Annotated in this window: 14 protein-coding genes; 7 read left to right on the forward strand and 7 right to left on the reverse strand. The window is 52.4% G+C overall.

Annotation, left to right across the window (positions count from 1 at the left end; genetic code table 11):
• Positions 1-20 precede the first annotated feature (20 nt).
• Together BUA93_RS01595 and BUA93_RS01600 are read right to left on the reverse strand one after the other, a co-directional pair.
• Positions 21-3,569, reverse strand: a complete 3,549-nt coding sequence (locus BUA93_RS01595; RefSeq protein ID WP_072976850.1) for a PD40 domain-containing protein — start codon at positions 3,567-3,569, stop codon at positions 21-23.
• Positions 3,570-3,664: 95 nt separating this feature from the next.
• On the reverse strand, positions 3,665-5,734 hold the full coding sequence (locus BUA93_RS01600; RefSeq protein WP_072976852.1) for a cellulase family glycosylhydrolase: 2,070 nt from the start codon (positions 5,732-5,734) through the stop codon (positions 3,665-3,667).
• 256 nt (positions 5,735-5,990) lie between these two features.
• Here BUA93_RS01600 and BUA93_RS01605 point away from each other — a divergent pair, with 256 nt between their 5' ends.
• From BUA93_RS01605 to BUA93_RS01615, 3 genes are all read left to right on the forward strand, one after another.
• Positions 5,991-7,367 (forward strand): nitroreductase family protein, encoded by a 1,377-nt coding sequence (locus tag BUA93_RS01605; RefSeq protein WP_072977243.1) that lies wholly within the window; start codon positions 5,991-5,993, stop codon positions 7,365-7,367.
• Positions 7,368-7,446: 79 nt separating this feature from the next.
• The gene (locus tag BUA93_RS16490) at positions 7,447-9,057 is read left to right on the forward strand and encodes an FISUMP domain-containing protein (RefSeq protein ID WP_072976854.1); all 1,611 of its coding nucleotides are present in this window, start codon (positions 7,447-7,449) and stop codon (positions 9,055-9,057) included.
• Positions 9,058-9,065: 8 nt separating this feature from the next.
• On the forward strand, positions 9,066-10,772 hold the full coding sequence (locus BUA93_RS01615) for an FISUMP domain-containing protein (RefSeq protein WP_175547352.1): 1,707 nt from the start codon (positions 9,066-9,068) through the stop codon (positions 10,770-10,772).
• Between the two features lie 12 nt (positions 10,773-10,784).
• Here the strand turns inward: BUA93_RS01615 and BUA93_RS01620 are convergent, their stop codons facing one another.
• Together BUA93_RS01620 and BUA93_RS01625 are read right to left on the reverse strand one after the other, a co-directional pair.
• Positions 10,785-11,474, reverse strand: a complete 690-nt coding sequence (locus tag BUA93_RS01620) for an LrgB family protein (RefSeq protein ID WP_072976857.1) — start codon at positions 11,472-11,474, stop codon at positions 10,785-10,787.
• A complete protein-coding gene (locus BUA93_RS01625) occupies positions 11,471-11,911 on the reverse strand; it encodes a CidA/LrgA family protein (protein WP_072976859.1) in 441 nt (146 codons plus the stop codon). The genes BUA93_RS01620 and BUA93_RS01625 overlap by 4 nt, the downstream gene beginning before the upstream one ends.
• Before the next feature lie 113 nt (positions 11,912-12,024).
• Between BUA93_RS01625 and BUA93_RS01630 the strand changes: the two genes are divergently transcribed.
• The 4 genes from BUA93_RS01630 to BUA93_RS15810 all read left to right on the forward strand — a co-directional run bounded on the left by BUA93_RS01630 (position 12,025) and on the right by BUA93_RS15810 (position 16,629).
• On the forward strand, positions 12,025-13,638 hold the full coding sequence (locus tag BUA93_RS01630) for a phosphohexomutase domain-containing protein (protein ID WP_072976861.1): 1,614 nt from the start codon (positions 12,025-12,027) through the stop codon (positions 13,636-13,638).
• 24 nt (positions 13,639-13,662) lie between these two features.
• Complete coding sequence (locus tag BUA93_RS01635) at positions 13,663-14,466, forward strand: hypothetical protein (protein ID WP_072976862.1); 804 nt, start codon at positions 13,663-13,665, stop codon at positions 14,464-14,466.
• Between the two features lie 105 nt (positions 14,467-14,571).
• The gene (locus BUA93_RS01640) at positions 14,572-15,318 is read left to right on the forward strand and encodes a YebC/PmpR family DNA-binding transcriptional regulator (protein WP_072976864.1); all 747 of its coding nucleotides are present in this window, start codon (positions 14,572-14,574) and stop codon (positions 15,316-15,318) included.
• A gap of 174 nt (positions 15,319-15,492) precedes the next feature.
• Complete coding sequence (locus BUA93_RS15810; RefSeq protein ID WP_139257664.1) at positions 15,493-16,629, forward strand: hypothetical protein; 1,137 nt, start codon at positions 15,493-15,495, stop codon at positions 16,627-16,629.
• Between the two features lie 89 nt (positions 16,630-16,718).
• Here BUA93_RS15810 and BUA93_RS01655 read toward each other — a convergent pair whose 3' ends face one another.
• The 3 genes from BUA93_RS01655 to obgE are packed head-to-tail and all read right to left on the reverse strand — an operon-like array spanning position 16,719 to position 19,546.
• Positions 16,719-17,933 carry an N-acetylmuramoyl-L-alanine amidase family protein gene (locus tag BUA93_RS01655; RefSeq protein ID WP_072976870.1) on the reverse strand — a complete coding sequence of 405 codons (1,215 nt, stop codon included), beginning with the start codon at positions 17,931-17,933 and terminating at the stop codon, positions 16,719-16,721.
• On the reverse strand, positions 17,933-18,403 hold the full coding sequence (gene smpB / locus BUA93_RS01660; RefSeq protein ID WP_072976871.1) for an SsrA-binding protein SmpB: 471 nt from the start codon (positions 18,401-18,403) through the stop codon (positions 17,933-17,935). The genes BUA93_RS01655 and smpB overlap by 1 nt, the downstream gene beginning before the upstream one ends.
• A gap of 3 nt (positions 18,404-18,406) precedes the next feature.
• The gene (obgE, locus tag BUA93_RS01665; protein WP_083597075.1) at positions 18,407-19,546 is read right to left on the reverse strand and encodes a GTPase ObgE; all 1,140 of its coding nucleotides are present in this window, start codon (positions 19,544-19,546) and stop codon (positions 18,407-18,409) included.
• Positions 19,547-19,553: the final 7 nt, after the last annotated feature.

A 19,553-nucleotide genomic window follows, 5' to 3' on the forward strand; every position in this document is an offset into this window, starting at 1 on the left:
GTAGCGGTTAACTCGTTGCCTTACTGCCATGAGTTAACAAACCCCATTCCAATGGCGAATTTGATTCTCGTGGGCGCGATGCTCTCGGGAATTATAGGAAGGTCAATAGGCGTGAGTTTTTTGCCACCGTGCAGGTCTTCGTCTTCGCCGATGCGGTCTAGGCCGCGGGCGAGCGTGAATGAAATGTCGAACGGTGTCCCGTAGAAAATCCGGTTGCTGATACGGAACGAAAGTCCCACGGAACGGTCCCAGAAACGGTGGTCGGTAAACTTGTCGGTGTCAAACCATTTGTCGCCATTCCAGGCGGCACCTATTTGTGCGAATAGGTCGATGTAGAAACTGCGCGTCACGAATATCCAGGCGCCCTTGCGCCAATCGTCGTAAACGGGGAAAAGGTAGTGGAGTTCCGCGATGGCGGTGCGCATTCCTGCGAGCGTGTAGTTCTCGGAACTGCGCAGGTACGGGTAACCTTCTAGGAAAATCGGACTGTAGTAGTAGGAGTCCAGCGTGTCGTGGTCGGTGGAATCCTGGCGAGTGTCGGTACTCCAGTTGAAGACTCCGCCGAGCTTGCCTCCAGCGGCGAGGCGCGCGCCTGTAAGCGGGCTCTGCACGCTTCCGTAGAGGTTGAGCCCTAGCTCGTTGACGATGAAATTCCTGTACTTCGGGGTGATTTTTCCGCTCGGGCTGATGACGAAGCTTTCGGCGAATGTTCCGGGACGGAACAGGTCGGAATTCGTGTACTGGTAGTAGATGTTCAGCCCGTTTCCCTGGCCGGAGATTTCGGAGCCTTCGGCATGGTCGGCGTAGAGGCCGAACGAAACGAGGGCGCTGATGCGTTTCTGGTAGGTCCAGTCTAACTTGTCTTCGTAGAGGTTGAAATTCGCCCAGTCATAGCCCACGGCTATCTGGAGTGTGTCGATGCTCTTGAAGATACTGTATCCAATACCAGCGACGATGGCTTGCATCGGAATGGCGTAATGGCTCGTGTGGAGGCTGTCTCCCTTGGCACGGACGTCTTCGTTGCGGACGGTGTCCTGGCTGGTGTAGTTGGCGTAGGTGTAGCTGAGGGAGAGGTCAAGCGGAGTGCTCCTGTTTTCCCACGAGACGAAGAATTCTTTTTCCTGTTTCGGGTTGAGGCCGTCACCGTTGATGTAGTTGAATCCGTTACCAAGTTCCAGAAGGAATCCGATCTGAACGGTGTTTTTCTTGAGGGCGTCGGAAATGATCGCGGCAAGTCCCGCCTTGGCCTTGAGCTTGCCTTCGCCGAACACCGTGAGGTCGGGGGCGTTCTCGCGGAATACGAGCATCGGGACGAATAGCGGGATGTTCGGGATGGGCTTGTAGTCCTTTTCGACTCCGGCGAATTCGACATCATTCAGTTCAAGTTGCTTTATGATTCGTGCGGGGAGCGTCCCGTGAAGCGAAATGCTTGCAGGGGCGGGCTTCTGCGTAACGGTGCGTGTGGTGTCCGTAATCTTGATGATGCTATCGCGGAGGGTGACTGCGGGAATCTTGTTGCAGCTTGTAGTGGAGTCCACGACAGAAGCTTCGGCTTGCAATGAGGTGTCCGCCTTGAAGTTCTCGCCTTGAGTTGAATCGGCCGGTATGATGCTGTCGGAACATTGCCACGTGGTGTCGGCCAGCTGAATGAGGCTATCGCGTTCGGTTACGGTGACGGTCGTGTCGTCGATGAGCGGAGGTGTACTGTAGCTCATCTTGTAAAGCGAAAAACCGTCCTTGTCATATTCGGTAAAGTAGAGCGTGTCGCCCGCGAGGGTCGGGGTGAATGCGCCGCCGACAACGTTGGTGAGCGGGCGTTCGGCTCCGGTCGAAAGAGTTTTCTCGATAAGGTTGAAGATGCCGTTCCTGTTGCTCGCGAAGACAATCTTGTCATTGTCAAGCCAGTTCACATCGCGTTCGTCAAAACCTTCGGTAGAGACGATCTTGAAGTTCTTTCCGTCGCTGTCAATCACGGCAATGCCGCGTGTCACGTTGTCAAAGAAGCCAAAGGCGATGCGCTTGCCGTCGGGGCTGAACTTGGGACTGTAAATGTTGTAGTAATCGAATTTCGCGTCGGGAACGAAGATGTCCACAGGGTCTTCGGCGGTGTAGTCGTTCAGATCCTTCGGGTACGGAACCTTGGCTAGCTTGAACCGGGTGCTGTAGGATTCACGCATGGCAAAGACGATGGTGGTTCCTTGCTTGTCGATGGCGGGGTAGACGGCGTCCGCGAGGTAGGTGACTGAAACGATATTTTTGTTGGTGTCGCTGACGGCGATGTCAAAATGGGCGTGTCCGTCCTTGTCGCGGTTCAGGTAGTTGACGTAGGCGAGTATGGGCCCCTGAACGCTATCTTCGTATACGTCGATACCCTTGTCGAGCCACGCTTTCTTGAGCTTGAAGCCGTGTTTGGCGTAATCGGAAATATCGATGGTCTCGCTTTCGTTTTCTATTTCAATGTCTCCGATTTCGACACCGTCAATGACTTCTGCAGAATCCTTGACTGTTGCGGAATCACTCGTTTCTCGTTTCTCGTCTTTCGTCTCACCTATTTCCATTTTGAAAATGCTTCCGTCGAACCACGCTCCGCCAAAGTTCGAGACCCCGTAGAGGTGGTTCCCTGCGACTACAGGAAAGTCCTGCCAGAAGGCGTCTTCGGTCAACTTGGTTCCCTCGACAAGCGTTCCAAGGCTGTCGCGTTGAGCCTTGTACTGTTCAGTGATATCTTCTTTCCACTTGTCGTAGAGTTCCTGCTCATCGATGCCGAGGACTTTCTGAATGGCTCCGTCAAGTGTCATGCGGTGGTATTTTGACAACTCGTGCCAGATTTTGGGGACGGCATCTTCGCCGTACTTTTGGCTGATGTAGCGTACGAGCGAAAAACCCTGCGTGTAGGGGCCGAGTTCTGCAAATAGCGAGTTGTCCGTGAAGTCGTGCATGTAGGGGAGCGTGAGCAAGGAATCGTTCAGTGCCGCCACGCGGAGCAACATGTCGCGGTGGGAATCCCAGGCATCAAAACCCATGCGGCTCGATTCGTACTGGGCAGTTCCTTCGGCAAACCAGAGCGGTTGCAACGTGAAGGGAATCATTGTCGCGAAATCTTGTGTGGTGCGTTCGTTATAGTAGTCCGTGTAGCTGACTTGGAAACCGTACAGGTTAGGAGGAAACTTGCTTGCGTTTTCGATGCTGACTAGGTGGCTGAACTCGTGGGTAACCACGTCCGAAAGCCAACCGTGGCTGCTGCGCACCTTGAAATCCCAGTTCGTTAGCCATAGGTTGATCGAATTCTCGGCGGGAATGGCGTTGCCGTTGCTATAGAGGGCGTTGTTGAGGGTTGCGTTTACGCGGCCAGGTAAGTCATGGTGGTAACGGTTGACAACGGAATCATAGACGGCTTCGGCGTATGCGGAGACTTTGGCGGCGTGGCTCGAATATTCAACAGGATAGATAAAGTTGAAATGGTCTGTGGCGGCTGTTTTCCAATGGATATCGCTATTATTGCCGTAAAAACCATTGGCGAAAGCTACGCCAATACAAAAAAATACAAGGCTCGAAATATAGGCACGCATAAGTGACTACAATATACAAAATACGCAGCGAAACCGCAAAAAAGGTCGCCCGCGATGGGGCGACCTTGGATTATTATGGGAGTTCTAGAATTTTTTTACTTACCAAGACCGAACGCTTCGTCCATGCCTTCGATTAGCTTTGTTCCCTTGACGCCGTTGGTCGATTCGAAGAGTGCGAATCCGCCGGTGTAGCCCCAATGGGTGAGAGGAATTTCAAGTGTATCGCTGATTTCCCTCATGGCGGTCATGTAGTTCAGCACGGACTGCTTGTCTGTTTTCAGGTTGTAGGCGCCGAATTCGTTGATGATGACCGGGACATTGTTTTCGACGGCCCATTCCTTGGCGGGTAGGATCAGGTTGAGGATGTATTCCTTGTTGCCAACTTTATAGTAGTTGAAAATGTCGTCCTTGTACCACTTGGGGAGCTCTTTGGTGACACCAAAGTCGGCGCTGTATTCGGACCATCTTTCCTTGTCGTAGGGGAACATCAGGTTCTTGACCTTCTTGAGGTCTGTCCAGTTGGCGTACTGGTGCGTGAATACGAAGGGCTCGTAGGTGTGGATGGCGTAGATGACGTTGTCGTCGTTCAACGGCTTGCCTGCTGCGAGTTTCTTGATGGAATACCATTCGACATCGCCGAAGATAATAGAATGTTTCTTGTCGACCGTGCGGATGGAGTCGATGATTTCCTGTGCAGCCTTGCGCCAGTTGGTGGTGCTGACCTTGCCGTTTTTCATGTCGGGTTCGTTCAGCAGCTCAAAGAAGATGTCTTCGCGTGCATTTTCTGCGTAGTGGGCAGCAACGTGCTTCCACACTTCGGCCATCATCTTGGTATACTTGGCGTTGATGGCGGTCTTGGTGTTGTAGCCGTTGTCGTATTCGTGGTAGTCAATAACGAAGGACATCCCATACTTGGCGGTCCATTCTTCAAAGGCGTCGAGGACTTCGAACAGGTTCTTGTCGTCGTAGGAGAGGGTGGTCGTATCGGCAGTGTCTGCAACGAAGGCGTCGCGGTTGGTGGCGTACAGGTCAAGGTCGATGGGCAGACGCAGGGACTTGACGCCGTTTTCGGCCATCAGTTTTATGTCGTCCTCGTCAAACTTGAATTCTCCCTTGAATACGGTTCCGTCTTCTTCGAGCCAGTTGGTAATGTTGATACCCTTGTTCAGGTACTTCATTGCCTTGGCCTGGAGCGGGTTGGTAATGGCTATGTTACCAATGGTGACTTCAGGAATGACAGGATCCTTGATTTCCATGTCAGCCGTATCCTTTTCAACTTCGCTCGTGTCCTGCAGGTAGACGTTATCGATAAGCAGGGAATCCACCTTCTTGTTTCCCTTGGCCTGGAAACTGATGTTGGTGATGTGGGCCGGGTCGAAATCGACTTCTACACCGCCCCAACCTTCCTGGGCGAGATCCTTGAAGCGGATAACCGCCTTGGTCCAGGTGCGGGCTGCCTTCATGGTCATCATGTGGACATCGTAATTGGTTACGTCGGAGGTTTCGACGCGAACGGTATGAGCTCCACCCTTGTACCAGTAAGTAAGTCCACCGTATTTAGTGTAATCCACTTCGGTATCCAGGGTCACGCCCCAGCCGACATAAGGATCATACTTGTATTCGCCCTTGTCAAGTGCGTAGTAGACGGCCCAAGCGTAGTTGGTGCCGTTGTCGGATTTTCTTGCTACCGGGAATCCGTCTGCGCCGACGGGACTCTTGATTTCGGAAGCACCGTCGCCATCTGCGCCGCCGTTGTTGTCGTTATAGTCGTACCAGTAGAATTCTCCCTGCAGGGACATGTTGTCGCCGTCTTCGAAGTCATCGATCAGGAGACCCTTGCCTTCTTCCTTGGGAATGGTGACTGCGGCTACGATGTCCGTGGCTTCAGGCGGCATGACAATCTTGCTTGTGGGTTCGGCGACGGAGTCTACAGGAGTGACAGCGGTGTCTGCCGGGGTGGATGCCGTGTCGGCGGGAGTGGTTGTCGCAGTGTCAGCTGGCACAGGTGTCTGTGTCGAGTCTGTGACATTTGTTGAGTCTGCCGGAACCGGGGGCAGCTCTTCCGGTGCGTTAGGCTTGCTGCTGGAGGAATCGCTTCCGCAGGCACTCAGAACAAGGAGCGCTGCCGCAGATAGGGTGAGACTGGTCTTGGTTTTGAAATTCATCGTGACCTCACTAGGGTTTATGCATCTTAAAGCTATATTGGAACGAGTAATAAAACAAGCTTCGGGGCACGATTTGCGTATACACGGGTAACCTTGATGCCGGCGCCTTGGTGTAGCAAAAGCCTGTCTTTTTACCTTTTTTCATAAATTTATTCTTGAAATCAGTAATATGGTCCTTTTAAAAGGCCTGTTTTCGTGCTGGTGTATCAACTGTTTCTTGCGCGAGGGCAACGTCACTATTTACTATCTTTTGCCCGTGCGCTTCTTTTCTGAAAAATACCATGAATCCATAAAGCTTGCCCGTAAGGCAAAGTTACCGGATTTGCAATGGGAGTTGCAGAAAGGGGCTGATGTTCGTTATACTGGATGTAACCGGATCGATGTTCATCGAGGTGAAGTTCCTTCTTTCGGCTATGTTTCGGGTGATAACCTGAATCCGGTTGGAACCTTTGTCGTGGTGCGTGACCGTTCTATTCCGGATGGAGTCTATGCCTACGATGCTTCGGGAAAAAGCGATGCTCCCGATGTGGTGGGACAGTTGGCCCGCATGGGTGGCAAGGAAGATATCAAGCGGATTGTGTCCGCGTTTCCGGATAGCGATGTCGCAGAAGACGCTCCGTTGCTCTACATTTTTACGGGGCATCTGGAACGATCCGTATGGCGGTTTCGCGAGGCCTCGTATGCCCAGGTGATGCAGGATGTGGGGGCGTGTGCCGCAAGCGTCCTTTTGCATGCCAAGTCCAAAGGTGCGAAGGTCTTTGCCCTGGGTGGGTTTGTCGATGACGAAATCGCGGTAGTCCTTAATTTGTCCGCAGCGGAGGTTCCGCTCGCGGCTTTGGCGGTTTTTCCGGAGTATAGCGAAACGGCTTTCAATTCCGTAGATGAAGGTGTCGGCGAAACGGCGTATTCCAACCGTAGCGAAATTGAAACCGCCGGTGACGAGACGCTTTCCCGTTATCCGTCGGTTTTTATGTTGCAGAATCGCGTCGAAAGTATCGTCGACCTTTCAAAATGCATTCGCATTCGCAGGCTTTCGGCGCAGGCTCTCCCCGGTGATGAATTTCCGCTGACTCCCGCCAAATACGATGTGTCGCAGTACCTAGAACGGCTTTCTGACTTGGAGGCGGTGCCGCAGACCTTTAGACCGTTCAAGAAAGTGGGACTCGACCTGGACGATTTTTCTGGGCTTTTGCGATGGCTGGAGGTGGGGCAGATTCATCTTTTCGGTGCGGGACTTCTGAAAATGTGGGTGATCGCCTTCGACGTGATGTTCGTCTATCCGGGAGTCTACCGTTATATCCCGGTGCGCAAGTCCATCTACATGCAGTCGGGTGCGGTTAACGAGAAAAAGTTCGCCAAGTGCCATGCGGCTCCGGAAGAGGCGGAAAATACGGCGTTTGCGCTCATCTTGACGGCGGACCTGAACGAGTCCTGCAATTTACTCGGTGAACGGGCTTACCGCTATATGAACCTTAATGCAGGGTATATGGTGCAGTCTTTGCATCTGTCTTCACGGATGATTCGGAAATCGTCCCGTAGTGAACGCTTCTTTTTCCACGATGATTTGCGGAAACTTTGCGACATCCCCGAAAGCGAAAGCATTATTGCCGAAATTCTTGTAGGAAAGTCATAATTTTCTTATATTTTGTCTAAAAACTTAGGCTAGGAGTTAAAATATGCCCCAAAAGCAAGGCTTAATTATTTTATTGTCTTTGTTCGTTGCGCTACTTGCAGCTTGTGGCTCTTCGGACAGTTCCTCGTCGAATAATGACGACAATCGCTACAAAGAAGTGAAGAACGCCGATAATCTAGGAGACTGCTCCGATGAAAATGAAGGCGATTCTGTCTATGTCGCTTCGGAAAAGATGTACGTGACCTGTCTCAACGGTTTCTGGTCTGAGTTTACCCCTCCCGATACCGATACAAGTGCGGGCAAGTTGAACATCTATGTGGCCGCGGACGATACCATTCCGTCTCTTTCGAAGTTGATTTCCTGCACTTACAGCTATGACGGCTGGCTGGTCTTTGTGGCTTCGTTGAACTCCTATATGCTTTGCGAGGACTACGAATGGGTCGAGTATAAGCCGAAGTCCTCGTCGAGTGGAGATGTTGAATCGAGCGATGACAACGAGTCCTATTCCGAAGAGTCTTCCAGCAGTCGTAGGGCGCAGTCCTCTAGTTCCCATGTCATGACCCGTGATGAAATTCTCGGTCCTTGCACCATGGCAAACAACGGCGCCGTTGCGATGGATTCCCTGGATGAAATTCGCGTATCCGGGACAGACTACTATATCTGCCGCTCCGGTCTTTGGATTTCTGCGGATACCTATGACATGAATACCCATGGGTGGTCCGATACGACCGATGGCGCCTTCAGGGAAGGTATGTGGAGCACGTTTATTTTTAATCCTGTTTCGGAAGAGTGCGTAACGGAAGAAGATTCTTACACTTACCAGGTTTATGTCTATGACAGGGGTTGGCGTGTCGCTAAGAGAGATGAACTTTGCTACGGCAAGGCTTGCACGGCGATGACCGGTGGTGAATCTATTGTTTGGAATGGAAGAACGTATGTGTGCAGCGACACTGCCTGGCGGCAGGAAAATGTCTACGGCATGGACAAAAGCTCCTTCTTTGCGTCTGATGTCGATTACGGTTCGCTGACAGATGCCCGAGACGGTCAGGTCTATAAGACTGTGAAAATCGGGACGCAGGTGTGGATGGCCGAGAACCTGAACTATGCGGATTCCCTGGAGGATGTCGTGCTGCAGGATGGCGCCAGCTTCTGCTATGACGACGATTCCGACAACTGTGCTGTGGGCGGAAGGTTCTATCGATGGGCTGCTGCGATGGGCCTCTTGTCGAAGTATAATAATTCCCGTGCGGATACGACGTTGCTGAAAAGTTCCAATCACAGGGGGCTTTGCCCGGAAGGTTGGCATATTCCCGATACGACGGAATGGAACACCTTGATTGCAACCGTGGGTAAAGGAAACGCCCATACGCTCAAGACGACTGGTGCCTGGTTGTTCTATGCGGATTCCATCAATGCCGCGACCAATACGACTGGTTTCAGTGCCGCACCGATGGGTACCAATTCTACGAGCGGTGTGAACAGTCAGATTCTGTTCTGCTCGACTTACCAGACCGATTACGATGAGTTCCGCTATTTTAGCCTTTCTTATAGTTCCAATCAGCTTTATTCCGGAAGTCGCGACAAGGAATATCCGTGCTTTATCCGTTGCCTTCAGGATGCCGCCTCATCGCAGCCGGAGCCGGATGATCCTATAGATACTGACGATTCTGGCGAAACGGAAAATAATTAATGGGGGAAATGATGAATAATAAGGTTCTTTTACTTGCTTTTTCTGCGGTTTCCCTGTCAATGCTCGTCGCCTGTGGCGGTAGCAGCGGCAGCGGTTCGAATACAGCCGACGTGGATTATATTTTCTCGAACTATTCGGAATTGACCAAGAGTGTCTCTTGCAACTATTCCAACGACGGTAAAATTGCCTATCTGACCGATATCGAGTCTGCAAAAATTTGCTCGGACGGTTACTGGGAAGATATTGATCTAGTTGCAAAGGATACGTCTTCTGAATCCAAGAACATCGTTGCCGATACGGTGTTTAACTACTCGAGCTTGCCGTCTTGCAACTACTCCAGGGAAGATTCCGTCGTTTATGTCCGTTCGCTCCAGATCAACCTGGTGTGCGATGGGTACAGCTGGCAGGAAGAGGCCCTGAGCGAGGTCCCGACCTCGGTTTCGACGATGAAGGCCTTGCCTACGTGCGTGCCGTCCATTGCCGGTGCGATTGTCTATGTGAGCGGAATTGGCGAAGACGTGATTTGCTCCGAGAAACGCTGGGTCGAATATCGCCACTGGCTTGAGTCGTCGTCTTCGATGAATTCTAGCAGTTCCTCGTACGATGACGATGATGAAAGTTCGTCTTCTTATAAGACTGACGAAGAATCGGTGCTCGGCAAGTGCTCCGCCGAAAATAACGGAATGCTCGCCTATGACAGCAACCATGTTCTTGGTTACAGCTCCAACTACTATTATTATTGCGATGGATCGTGGGAATCCTGGGAAGCCGCTCCGTCCGAAATGATCGATACGCTCGGATGGGGAAGCGCCGAAGACGGAATCTTCAGGCCGGGTGATTATTCCTACAAGAGCAATCGCTACAGGGATCTGCCTGCAATCTGCAACTTCAATGGCGAAGGCGGCGCCGTTTACTTTGTCCATGATGGTTCCTGGCGTCTTGCGACCGATATGGAAGTCTGTATGTTGCGCCTTTGCAATAAGAGCCACACCGGGGATACGGAATTGCTGGAAGGTTATACCTATAGGTGCAACGGCGAAGACTGGGTCTTTGATTCGCTTTACTCTAGCGCCAAGGTGGACCGCTTCAAGAAAGGCGTGACTTATGGAACTTTGCTGGATGCTCGCGATAGCAATTCCTACAAGACGGTTGTCATTGGCGGAAAAACCTGGATGGCTGAAAACCTGAGGTATGCGGATACAGTGGCGACGACTACTTTGAAGGCAGGCGGTTCTTCTTGCTGGCGCGACGATCCGAATAATTGCGAAATCGGTGGCCGTACCTATAAGTGGGCAGCCCTGATGGGGATCGCCAGTACCTACAATACGCAGAAATATGCGGATTCTCTTGTCAAGAAACCGGTTCAGGGCGTCTGTCCTTCTGGCTGGCACGTGCCGGATTCAACGGAATGGAAAAGCTTGATTTCGGCCGCGAACAATTCGGCATCCATGATTAAATCCGAAACCGGCTGGCCTTACGACGAAGATGCTGTGCTCCCGAACAATGCCTTGGGCTTTACCGCCGTTCCTGCGGGATATACTTACAGCTCTTATGATTACGGGAATCTCGGAGAAGTGTTCTGCACGATGCACCAGGTGGGGGCATCCTCATTTGTCGGCTACTCCGTGACGTACAGCTCGTCGTATATTTCTAGACGGGAAACGACGAAGGTGAGTGGCTGCCACTTAAGGTGCGTTCAGGATACGGAAGAATAATCTTCCTTTAAATTAAATCCACGGAACTATGATCGGGGCTATCACTGCGGTGAATAGCCCCGCTATTCCTATAGAGAGGCTGCTCATGGCGCCTTGGATTTCGCCGAGTTCCATCGCCTTGGTGGTTCCTAGGGCGTGGCTTGCGGTGCCGATAGCGATTCCCTGAGCCACCTTGTGCTTAATGCGGCAGAACCTGCAGACGGCTGGGGCGGAAACGGCTCCCGTGATTCCTGTAACGACTATCGAGATGATGGTTACCGAGGGAATGCCGCCAATCTGCTCGGAAACAACGGAGCCCATGGGAATCGTGATGGATTTGGGAAGCAGCGAAAGCATAAGGGTGTCGCTGAGGCCGATGGCCTTGCTGACAAGGATGACGCACGCCATGGAAGTCATGCTCCCGGCAACAATTCCGGCGAGGATGGGCTTCCAGAATTTGACGAGCTTGGCGATTTGTTTGTAGAGGGGGACGGCGAGTACGACCGTTGCGGGCGAGAGCAGCACCGAGATGTAGTCTCCGCCGACATTGTAGCTTTCGAGACTGATCCCTGTAGCCAGAAGAAATCCGACGATAAGGATGTTGGCTATCAGGAGCGGATTCAGGAAGGAATACTTCCATTTTTTGCTGATAGTAACGCCGATTTCAAAAGCGGTGACGGAAAGGAGAATGCCGAACAAGGGCGAATTGACGATTTCGTTCATGGATGTCCTCCCTTCTTGTCGTTATTAGAGGCGTCTCGGTTGGCGAGGCGTTGGGCGTGACGTTCGGCGCGGAGGGCCAGGTTCTCGCGGTATTCCTGCTTACGGATAAAAATCTGCGTACAACGCCCGCTGACGGCGAGGGTGGCAAGCGTGAAGACGATGCAGAGAAAGAGCAAAAGGGGCCATTTCGAAAGGACGTCGTCGCCTACAGCCATAATGGCGATGCTCGGAGGGAGGAAAAATAGGGCGAGGTGGTTCAGGAAAAAGCTGGAAACCCCTGAAATTTGCTCAGGCTTGATGATTTTAAGACAAAGTAATGCGAGGAGCAGGACCATGCCGATAATGTTTCCCGGCAGGGGGATTCCCACGATGCGGTGGAGAAATTCTCCCGCAACGCAAATAGCGAAAATGACGGCGAGCTGAAGCGGTATTCTCATGACGGCCGCAAATGTAGAAAATGTCTGTTAGCGACCTCATCCGGTTTGCCGCTTCCTGTGTATTACCCTGTTTTTTACTAAATTACACTCGTTAAAACTCAAAAGGAACCGTTATGGAAAACATTACGCAGATTTGGAAAAAGATTCAGTCCCCCGAATTCAACCCGGCTACCGATATGGGCCTGGTCGAACAGGTAAAGCAGGTCGCACTGACCTCCCAGGAGCCCGCCAAGGTGAGCTTTGGTACTTCTGGCTGGCGTGGCGAAATCGGTTCCGAATTTACGCTCCGCAACCTGCAGGTGGTGGGTGCCGCAATCGTCCGCCTCTATAAGGAAGCTACACCTGAACTTTTTGAAGCTCTCGGCGTGAAGGATTTTGCCGAACTCCAGAAGCGTGGCGTGGTCGTGGGTCACGACAACCGCTTGCTCGGTCACGAATTCTGCGAAGCCGTGGCTGACCAGTTCGCCAAGGCTGGTGTGAAGGTCTACTATGGCGGCGAAATGCCGACTCCGGAATTCAGCGCCTGCATCGAGATGCTCGGTGCCGCCTGCTCCATCAACATGACTCCGAGCCACAACCCGAGCCACTACAACGGCATCAAGTTTAACCCGGCCGATGGCGGTCCTGCCGGTCCGGAAATCACGAACGTGATTACCAAGCTCAGCAACGAAATGATGGCCACCTGGAAGTTTGAACCGGTAGGCAAGGTTGACTGGGAAATCATCGACTCCCTCAAGATTTACAAGGAATTCCTGGTCAAGCAGGGCACCATCAAGTTCGACCGCATCAAGGACTTTATCAAGAAGGGCCGCCTGACTCTCGTTTGCGACCATGTGCACGGTTCTACCCGTCGTCGTCCGGCTGCTCTCCTCGACAATCCGGAATGCCTCATTACGCTTCGCAACGAAGACGATTCTCTGTTCGGTGGTATCGCTCCGGAACCGTCCAGCAAGAACCTCGAAAAGGTCCGCAAGGTCCTTGACGAAAGCAAGTCCTGGTTCCGCCTGGGTGCCATTTTTGACCCGGATGGCGACCGTATCCGCTTCTACGACGGCACCCGCGAAATCGACATGAACCAGTTCGGCGCTATCGCTTTCCACTACATGGCTACCTGGCGCAAGGAACAGGGCTGCGTGGCTAAGTCCGTTGCTACCTCTAACTTTGTGAACATCATTGCCGAAAAGCTCGGCGTGCCCGTGATGGAAACTCCGGTGGGCTTCAAGAACTTCCGCCCGTGGCTTTCCCGTAACGCCAAGCAGAAGGCTCTCGTGGCATTCGAAGAATCTGACGGTATTTCGGGCCTCAACAACACGCTTGAGAAGGATGCCCAGTTCGGCCTCCTCATCGCTCTTGAAATCATGGCGGTGACCGGCAAGAACCTCGGTGAATACCTCGACGCCCTTTACGAAGAATACGGCCGCTTCTATCCGACTCGTTCGGGCTTCGAAGTGGACAAGTCCCTCGTTGGCGAACCGCTGAAGGCCAAGGTGAACGCCATCGCCGATATCGCGAAGCCGGGTGCAAAGGTCATGGTCGGTAACAACGAAAAGACCGTGAAGCAGCTCCTCACGCTCGATGGCGTTAAGATCATCTTCGACGATGACTCCTGGATGCTGGTGCGTCCGTCCGGTACCGAACCCAAGGTGCGCATTTATACGGAATGCCGCAACCCGGATGAAAAGGACCCGATGTTCGAGGCTGCCAAGGCTCTGTTCTTCAAGAATTAATAAGTCTTTCAAAGGGAGGTTCCTATGAAAAAACTTATAGCTGTTCTGTTTCTCGCTTTTGCCGTGGTTTGTTCGGCGCAGTCTTCCCTTAAGCCTGAATTCCAGGCTTTTTCGGGTGCATTGCTGAAGCTCAAGAAGGTGGAAAAGGGGTATCACAAGTTCCGCCTGACGGTGGATGTCAACCCGTGGGCCTTCCAAGCCGATGGTGAAGTGCAGGCTCCGGGCGGAGACGGCGATGCCCTGATTACGGGACTCTTCGATGGCGATGTCTATGCGGTTCTCGCCTATGTCCCTTCTACCGCGGCAGGTTCCGACGGTAAGGAATACCAGGTGGGCCTCTTTGACATGATGCTCTACTTCGATGACGAACCCACAAAGATTCGCAACCTTCGCTTCAAGTTGTTGCCGCCGGCAAACGATGAATGGGCGATGGGTATCTTGAAAGATGCTCTGGAATCTGGCTCGCTGCTCGGCAATGTCTGGGGCGGCAAGTACGACAAGGCAATCACCAAGGCTTCTGCCGATCCGATGGACAAGGCGAAACTTCGCGCTCTCCAGAAGAAGAGTGGCAAGAAAATTGACGAAGATGCGACCATCAATGCTCGCAAGCGTCGTGTCGAGGCTGACGAAGAAGTCGCTCCGAAGAAGAAAAAGAAAGCGGCGATGGAAGATGACGCTTCGTTCAACAAGCGCAAGCGCCGCGTCGAGGCCGAAGAGGAACCTGCTCCGACCAAGAAGAAAAAGAAGAAAAAAGTTTCTGGCGATGAATGCGACGATCCGAGTCTTTCTATCAAGGAAAAACGCCGTTGCCAACTCAAGAACAAGTAAATTCAGAATTCGGAATTATGAATTAGGAGTTGTTAGCTGATAAAAATTCCGAAATCCGAATTCCGAATTAGGTCGATTTTTTAATCTAAAAACTAGAGGTAATCTATGTCCGGTCACTCCAAATGGGCCACCACCAAACGCAAGAAAGCCAAGACTGACGTTGCTCGCGCCAAGGCTTGGAACAAGTTGATCAAGGAAATCTCCATTGCTGCTAAGCTTGGCGGCGGAAACCCGGATGCGAACCCGCGTCTGCGTGCTGCAATTCTCAAGTCCAAGAGCCAGAGCCTTCCGACCAAGAACATTGAAAGCGCTATCGCCAAGGGTACGGGTGCCAACTCCGGTACCGAAATGACGGAACCGCTGTACGAAGGACGCGGCCCGGGTGGCATTGCCATTATGGTGCAGTGCCTGACCGACAACAAGGTCCGTACCGTTGCCGAAATCCGCAACATCTTCAACAAGAACAACGGCTCCATGGGCGAATCCGGTTCCGTTTCTTGGGCATTCACCTACAAGGGCGTGATTATCGTTGATGCTGAAAAGTATCCGGAAGACCAGGTGATGGACCTCGTTCTCGAAGCTGGTGCCGAAGACATGTCCACCGAAGACGGTGTGCATGAAATCTCCACTTCTCCGGAAGCATTCGACGCTGTTTCCAAGGCTCTCGAAGCTGCCGGTATCGAAATGATGAGCGCCGAAATCACCTACGTCGCTAACGACCCGGTGAAGCTCGGCCACGAAGATGCCCAGAAGCTCCTCAAGCTCATCGACAAGTTCGAAGACCACGACGACGTCCAGGACGTTTATCACAACGCCGAAATCGACGACGCCGATATGGACGCCGCCGAGTAATCTCGTGTGTCATTCTGGAGGACCGAGGGTCCGATAGAATCCATAAAACGTTAAAAGCCGATTGCCAAGTGCAGTCGGTTTTTTTTGTGTAAATCACGCTTTTTTGTAAAATTGTTAAGATGTTTGACTGCTATTTTAAATAAATTATATATTATGGTAAAATAGGAGGATTCTATGAATATTCGTAATGTTTGGCGCTTGTGCTGCGTATCGGTAGCATCTCTGTTTTGGGCGAGTTGCGGTAGTGATACAAGTACGCAGGCTCCTGTGCCGGAAGTTAACGATCCGGATTCTCCGGAATCATCGTCGGCGGAACCGGCTTCTTCTGAACAGTCTCCGGAAAGTTCCTCGTCTCTGGAATCGGCTCCTGTCTCTTCGGAATCGCAGCCTTTGTCAAGTGCCGAAGAGGGAAGTTCCTCGTCTATTGATGAACCCGGTTCTTCTGAATCATTGGAATCGTCCAGTTCCAAAGAATCTAGCTCCTCTAGTTCTGAACCATTAGTCTTGGCGAGAGACTCTTCGGTGACTTGCTCGAAAATCGATGATTACGAATCCGTGTGCGGTTCAACGACGACTTCTTCAAAACTTTCTTGTATGGATTTGCAAGAGTTCTTGAAAGCGGATACGGCGGTATCCTGGATGACGTTTAAAAAATGGGAAGACGATTTGGAAAAATGTGGGGCCATTGAGGAGTTTGTTGCACTCTATGGTATCATATACAATCCCTGCAATTCGTACCGTACCGTGACTAAACTTAAATGCTCCGATGGCTTGACCTATAAATGGTTCAAGGAAGAGGATGGCGTTGTCTATACATCCGAAGAGGAATATAACAAGGCCAAGGGAATCAGCTCGAGTTCCGTGGCCGAAAGTTCCAGCTCCGAAGCAGAAAGCTCAAGTTCCTCTTTGCCTAAAGACTATATCCAGTGTACAGAGGATGGTTTCGCCTTGTTTGCCGATATTCTTGCCGAAGTGCAAAAAGAAATTTATCAAAGAATGTCTGATGCATTGGAAAATCCGGACTCGGGCTTGACCGATGCTCAAAAACAGTTCTATGAAGGACTGCTGGATCGTGAAAATAAAAAATTGAAGGGAAATTTATCTCCTTATTATATGGATGATTATCAATATGATATCATGTATACAAGTTTAAAGAATGATTCAAAACATTGGTTCGATGGCTATATTGCCAAAACCTATACTTGTGTGGGAGGAACGCTTACGACAAACGAACACTATCAGGAGAAATACGATAATATCCTTAAAGAGTGTTTAAATATAATTAATCAGGCCGCCGAACGCCTTGATTAATCTTAAAAATGAATCGTTAACAAAAAAGCCGATTGCGATTGCAGTCGGTTTTTATTTCGTCTGATAATCTTTGAAAGGTCTTCTCGGAGCTATCTGCCTAAAGTTTCGCGGTAGTTGTGGACGGCGGCCTTGTAGGTGCTGACCGCCTTGGCGACGCGGGCTGCGATGTCTTCTTGCGCCTTGGCTGTTGTCATGTAGGCTTCTTCTTCGGGGTTGCTGATGAAGCCGATTTCAAAGAGAACGGCTGGCATGAGCGCACCTACGAGCACCATGAAACCTGCGCCGCCGACTCCTCCGCCCTGACGCTTGATTTTTCCGCCGTCAAAAGCCTTGAGCATTTCTTCGGTGAACATGTAGCTGTTCTGCTTGTACTTTTCGAGGCGCGCTTCTAGCTTGAACCATTCGATGGGAGAGAGTTCTTCCTTGGCGTTCTTTTCGCCGTAGAGCGTTGCCACCTTGTTTTCGCGGCGGGCGATTGCCTTGTCTTCTTCGCTTTCGGGAGCGCGGAGCACGTACACGTGGTAGCCCTTGATTTGTTTCTTGCGTTCGGGAGTTGCGTCAATGGCGTTGCAGTGCAGGCTGATGAACAGGTCGCCGTCCCACTGGTTTGCAAGGTTTGCGCGTTCGCCGAGTTCAATGAACACGTCCTTGTCGCGGGTCATCTTGACGTTGAAACCTTCCTTTTCGAGTTCCTTCTTCAGGAGCTTTCCGACGGCGAGCACGATGTCCTTTTCGTTGGAGTTCTTGCCCTGGGCACCGGTGTCCTTGCCGCCGTGGCCCGGGTCGATTACGATGGTCTTGACTTCGCGGGTGCCTGCGGTTTCGTTTTTCGGCGTTGCGGTCTTTGCTGCCGGAATCGCTGCGGTTTTAGCTGGTGCGGCGGAAGCGGCTACGGGAGCCGCTGAGACTGCGGCGACTTTTGTGGGGGCTGCAGCCGGTGCGGGAGTGGACGCCGCAGCGACCTTGTTCGTGTCAGTCATCCTGGAAGGAGCCGAAGGCGACTGACGGGATCCATCCTTAAATAGGCCTGCGACATCGGCAGAATCCAAGAGAATGTGTCCGTCTGTAATTTCGGGAGCGTGCTTAAGCTCAATGGAGTTGCCGTGGCTGCTCACATAGGGGAGCCCGATGGCGAACTTGAGCGTGTCACCTTCACCTGCGAGCAGGAATGTCTTTTGAACTGGGAACCAGTGGAAGCTGGCCTTGTGTTCCCTGGCGACTTGTTCGGCATCAACCTTGTTGCTAGCCCAGGCAGAAGCTGCGAGAGCTGCGCAAAGGAGGATGTGCCAAACAAGATTTCTCATTATTTATGCGCCTTTGCCGCACGGGCCATTTCGAGTTTTGCGTCGCGGTTGATGATGTCCTGACGCTTGTCGCGCTGATCCTTGCCGCGGCAGATTCCCATTTCGAGCTTGGCGCGGCGATTCTTGAAGTAGAGCTTGAGCGGGATGAGCGTGCAGCCCTTTTGCTCTTTTGCTTTGCGCATCTTGGCGATTTCATGCACATGTGCCAAGAGCTTGCGGCGCCTTGCCGGAAAGTGGTTGAAGCGGTTCGCGAACAGGTATTCGTCGATGTGCGCACCCACGAGCCAGATTTCATTCTTGCTCTCGTCGATGTCAATCCACGCTTCGCCCAAAGTGCACTTGCCATCGCGGATAGACTTGACTTCCGAACCGATGAGCATGATACCTACTTCGAAGGTTTCGTCGACAAAGTAGAGGTGGTTTGCCTTGCGGTTTACGATGACCGGAGTGCTTTGTTCCTTTTTCGCCATTCGTTAAGCCTTCTTCTTGCTGCGGGCTGTTTTTGCTCCGGCGGCCTTGGAGCCTGTTTTAGCGGAGCTTTTCGCCGCCGAGCTGGCCTTGCTCTTTGCGATTTTCTTTCCGGTGCCGTCGATGCCGGTGGTGGCGCTGCTGAGTTTCTTGCTTTCCCAGCCGACCTTCTTCTTTTGCACGTGGGGCACGGCTTCGTCCAGAGCCAAGGTGAGTTCCTTGCAACCGTCGCCTGTTACGGCGGAGGTCACGATGACGGCTTCCTTGTGGGCCTTGAACTGCTTGATCGCTTCGTCGATGCCGAGGTCGCTCTTGTTGAGAGCGATTACGTAGGGCTTCTTCGCGAGCTTCGGGTGGAACGCCTTGAGTTCTTCCTTAAGAACGGTGAACTGCTCGTAGGCGTTTTCAGCAAAGCCGTCGATGACGAACAACAGCGTATGCGTGCGTTCGATATGCTTCAGGAACTGGTGGCCGAGACCCTTGCCTTCGCTGGCGCCTTCCAAGAGACCCGGAATGTCTGCGACCACGAAGCTGTGACCGTTCATCTGCACGATGCCGAGCACCGGTTCGAGAGTGGTGAACGGATAGTCGCCGACTTTCGGGCGTCCGCTCGAAATCTTGTTCACGAGGCTAGACTTGCCTGCGTTCGGGAATCCGACGAGGCCCACGTCTGCCATAAGCTTGAGTTCCAAAAAGAGTTCGCGACGTTCGCCTTTTTCGCCGGGCGTGCACTTGCGCGGGGCTTGATTGGCAGGTGTCGCAAAGTGCTGGTTGCCCATGCCGCCCTTGCCGCCGCGAGCGGCAATCCACTTCTGGCCGGGTTCGGTAAGGTCTGCCAAGATGCGACCTTCGGCATCTTTCACGATGGTGCCGCGCGGAACGTCTACGATCAGGTCTTCGGCGCTACGGCCGGTGCAGCGCTTGGCGCCACCGGGCTGTCCACTTTGCGCCTTGTACAGGCGAGCGTTACCCATGTCGAGGAGTGTTGAAAACTGTTCGTTCACCTGCAGAATCACATGGCCGCCGCGACCGCCGTCACCGCCATCGGGACCGCCGAGGGGTACGAACTTTTCGCGGTGGAAACTGCAAATGCCATCGCCGCCCTTGCCGGAGCGAACTTCAATTGATTTTTCGTCTAGGAACATGGGAAGT

Origin of the sequence: Fibrobacter sp. UWH4 (genome assembly GCF_900142475.1) — a bacterium.
Lineage (GTDB): Bacteria > Fibrobacterota > Fibrobacteria > Fibrobacterales > Fibrobacteraceae > Fibrobacter.

Bases quoted from the DNA above. Each gene is read 5' to 3' on its own strand.
- BUA93_RS01595 (WP_072976850.1), bottom strand. From the start codon at position 3,569: ATGCGTGCCTATATTTCGAGCCTTGTATTTTTTTGTATTGGCGTAGCT.
- BUA93_RS01600 (WP_072976852.1), bottom strand. From the start codon at position 5,734: ATGAATTTCAAAACCAAGACCAGTCTCACCCTATCTGCGGCAGCGCTC.
- BUA93_RS01615 (WP_175547352.1), top strand. From the start codon at position 9,066: ATGATGAATAATAAGGTTCTTTTACTTGCTTTTTCTGCGGTTTCCCTG.
- BUA93_RS01620 (WP_072976857.1), bottom strand. From the start codon at position 11,474: ATGAACGAAATCGTCAATTCGCCCTTGTTCGGCATTCTCCTTTCCGTC.
- BUA93_RS01625 (WP_072976859.1), bottom strand. From the start codon at position 11,911: ATGAGAATACCGCTTCAGCTCGCCGTCATTTTCGCTATTTGCGTTGCG.
- BUA93_RS01630 (WP_072976861.1), top strand. From the start codon at position 12,025: ATGGAAAACATTACGCAGATTTGGAAAAAGATTCAGTCCCCCGAATTC.
- BUA93_RS01635 (WP_072976862.1), top strand. From the start codon at position 13,663: ATGAAAAAACTTATAGCTGTTCTGTTTCTCGCTTTTGCCGTGGTTTGT.
- BUA93_RS01640 (WP_072976864.1), top strand. From the start codon at position 14,572: ATGTCCGGTCACTCCAAATGGGCCACCACCAAACGCAAGAAAGCCAAG.
- BUA93_RS15810 (WP_139257664.1), top strand. From the start codon at position 15,493: ATGAATATTCGTAATGTTTGGCGCTTGTGCTGCGTATCGGTAGCATCT.
- BUA93_RS01655 (WP_072976870.1), bottom strand. From the start codon at position 17,933: ATGAGAAATCTTGTTTGGCACATCCTCCTTTGCGCAGCTCTCGCAGCT.
- smpB (WP_072976871.1), bottom strand. From the start codon at position 18,403: ATGGCGAAAAAGGAACAAAGCACTCCGGTCATCGTAAACCGCAAGGCA.
- obgE (WP_083597075.1), bottom strand. From the start codon at position 19,546: ATGTTCCTAGACGAAAAATCAATTGAAGTTCGCTCCGGCAAGGGCGGC.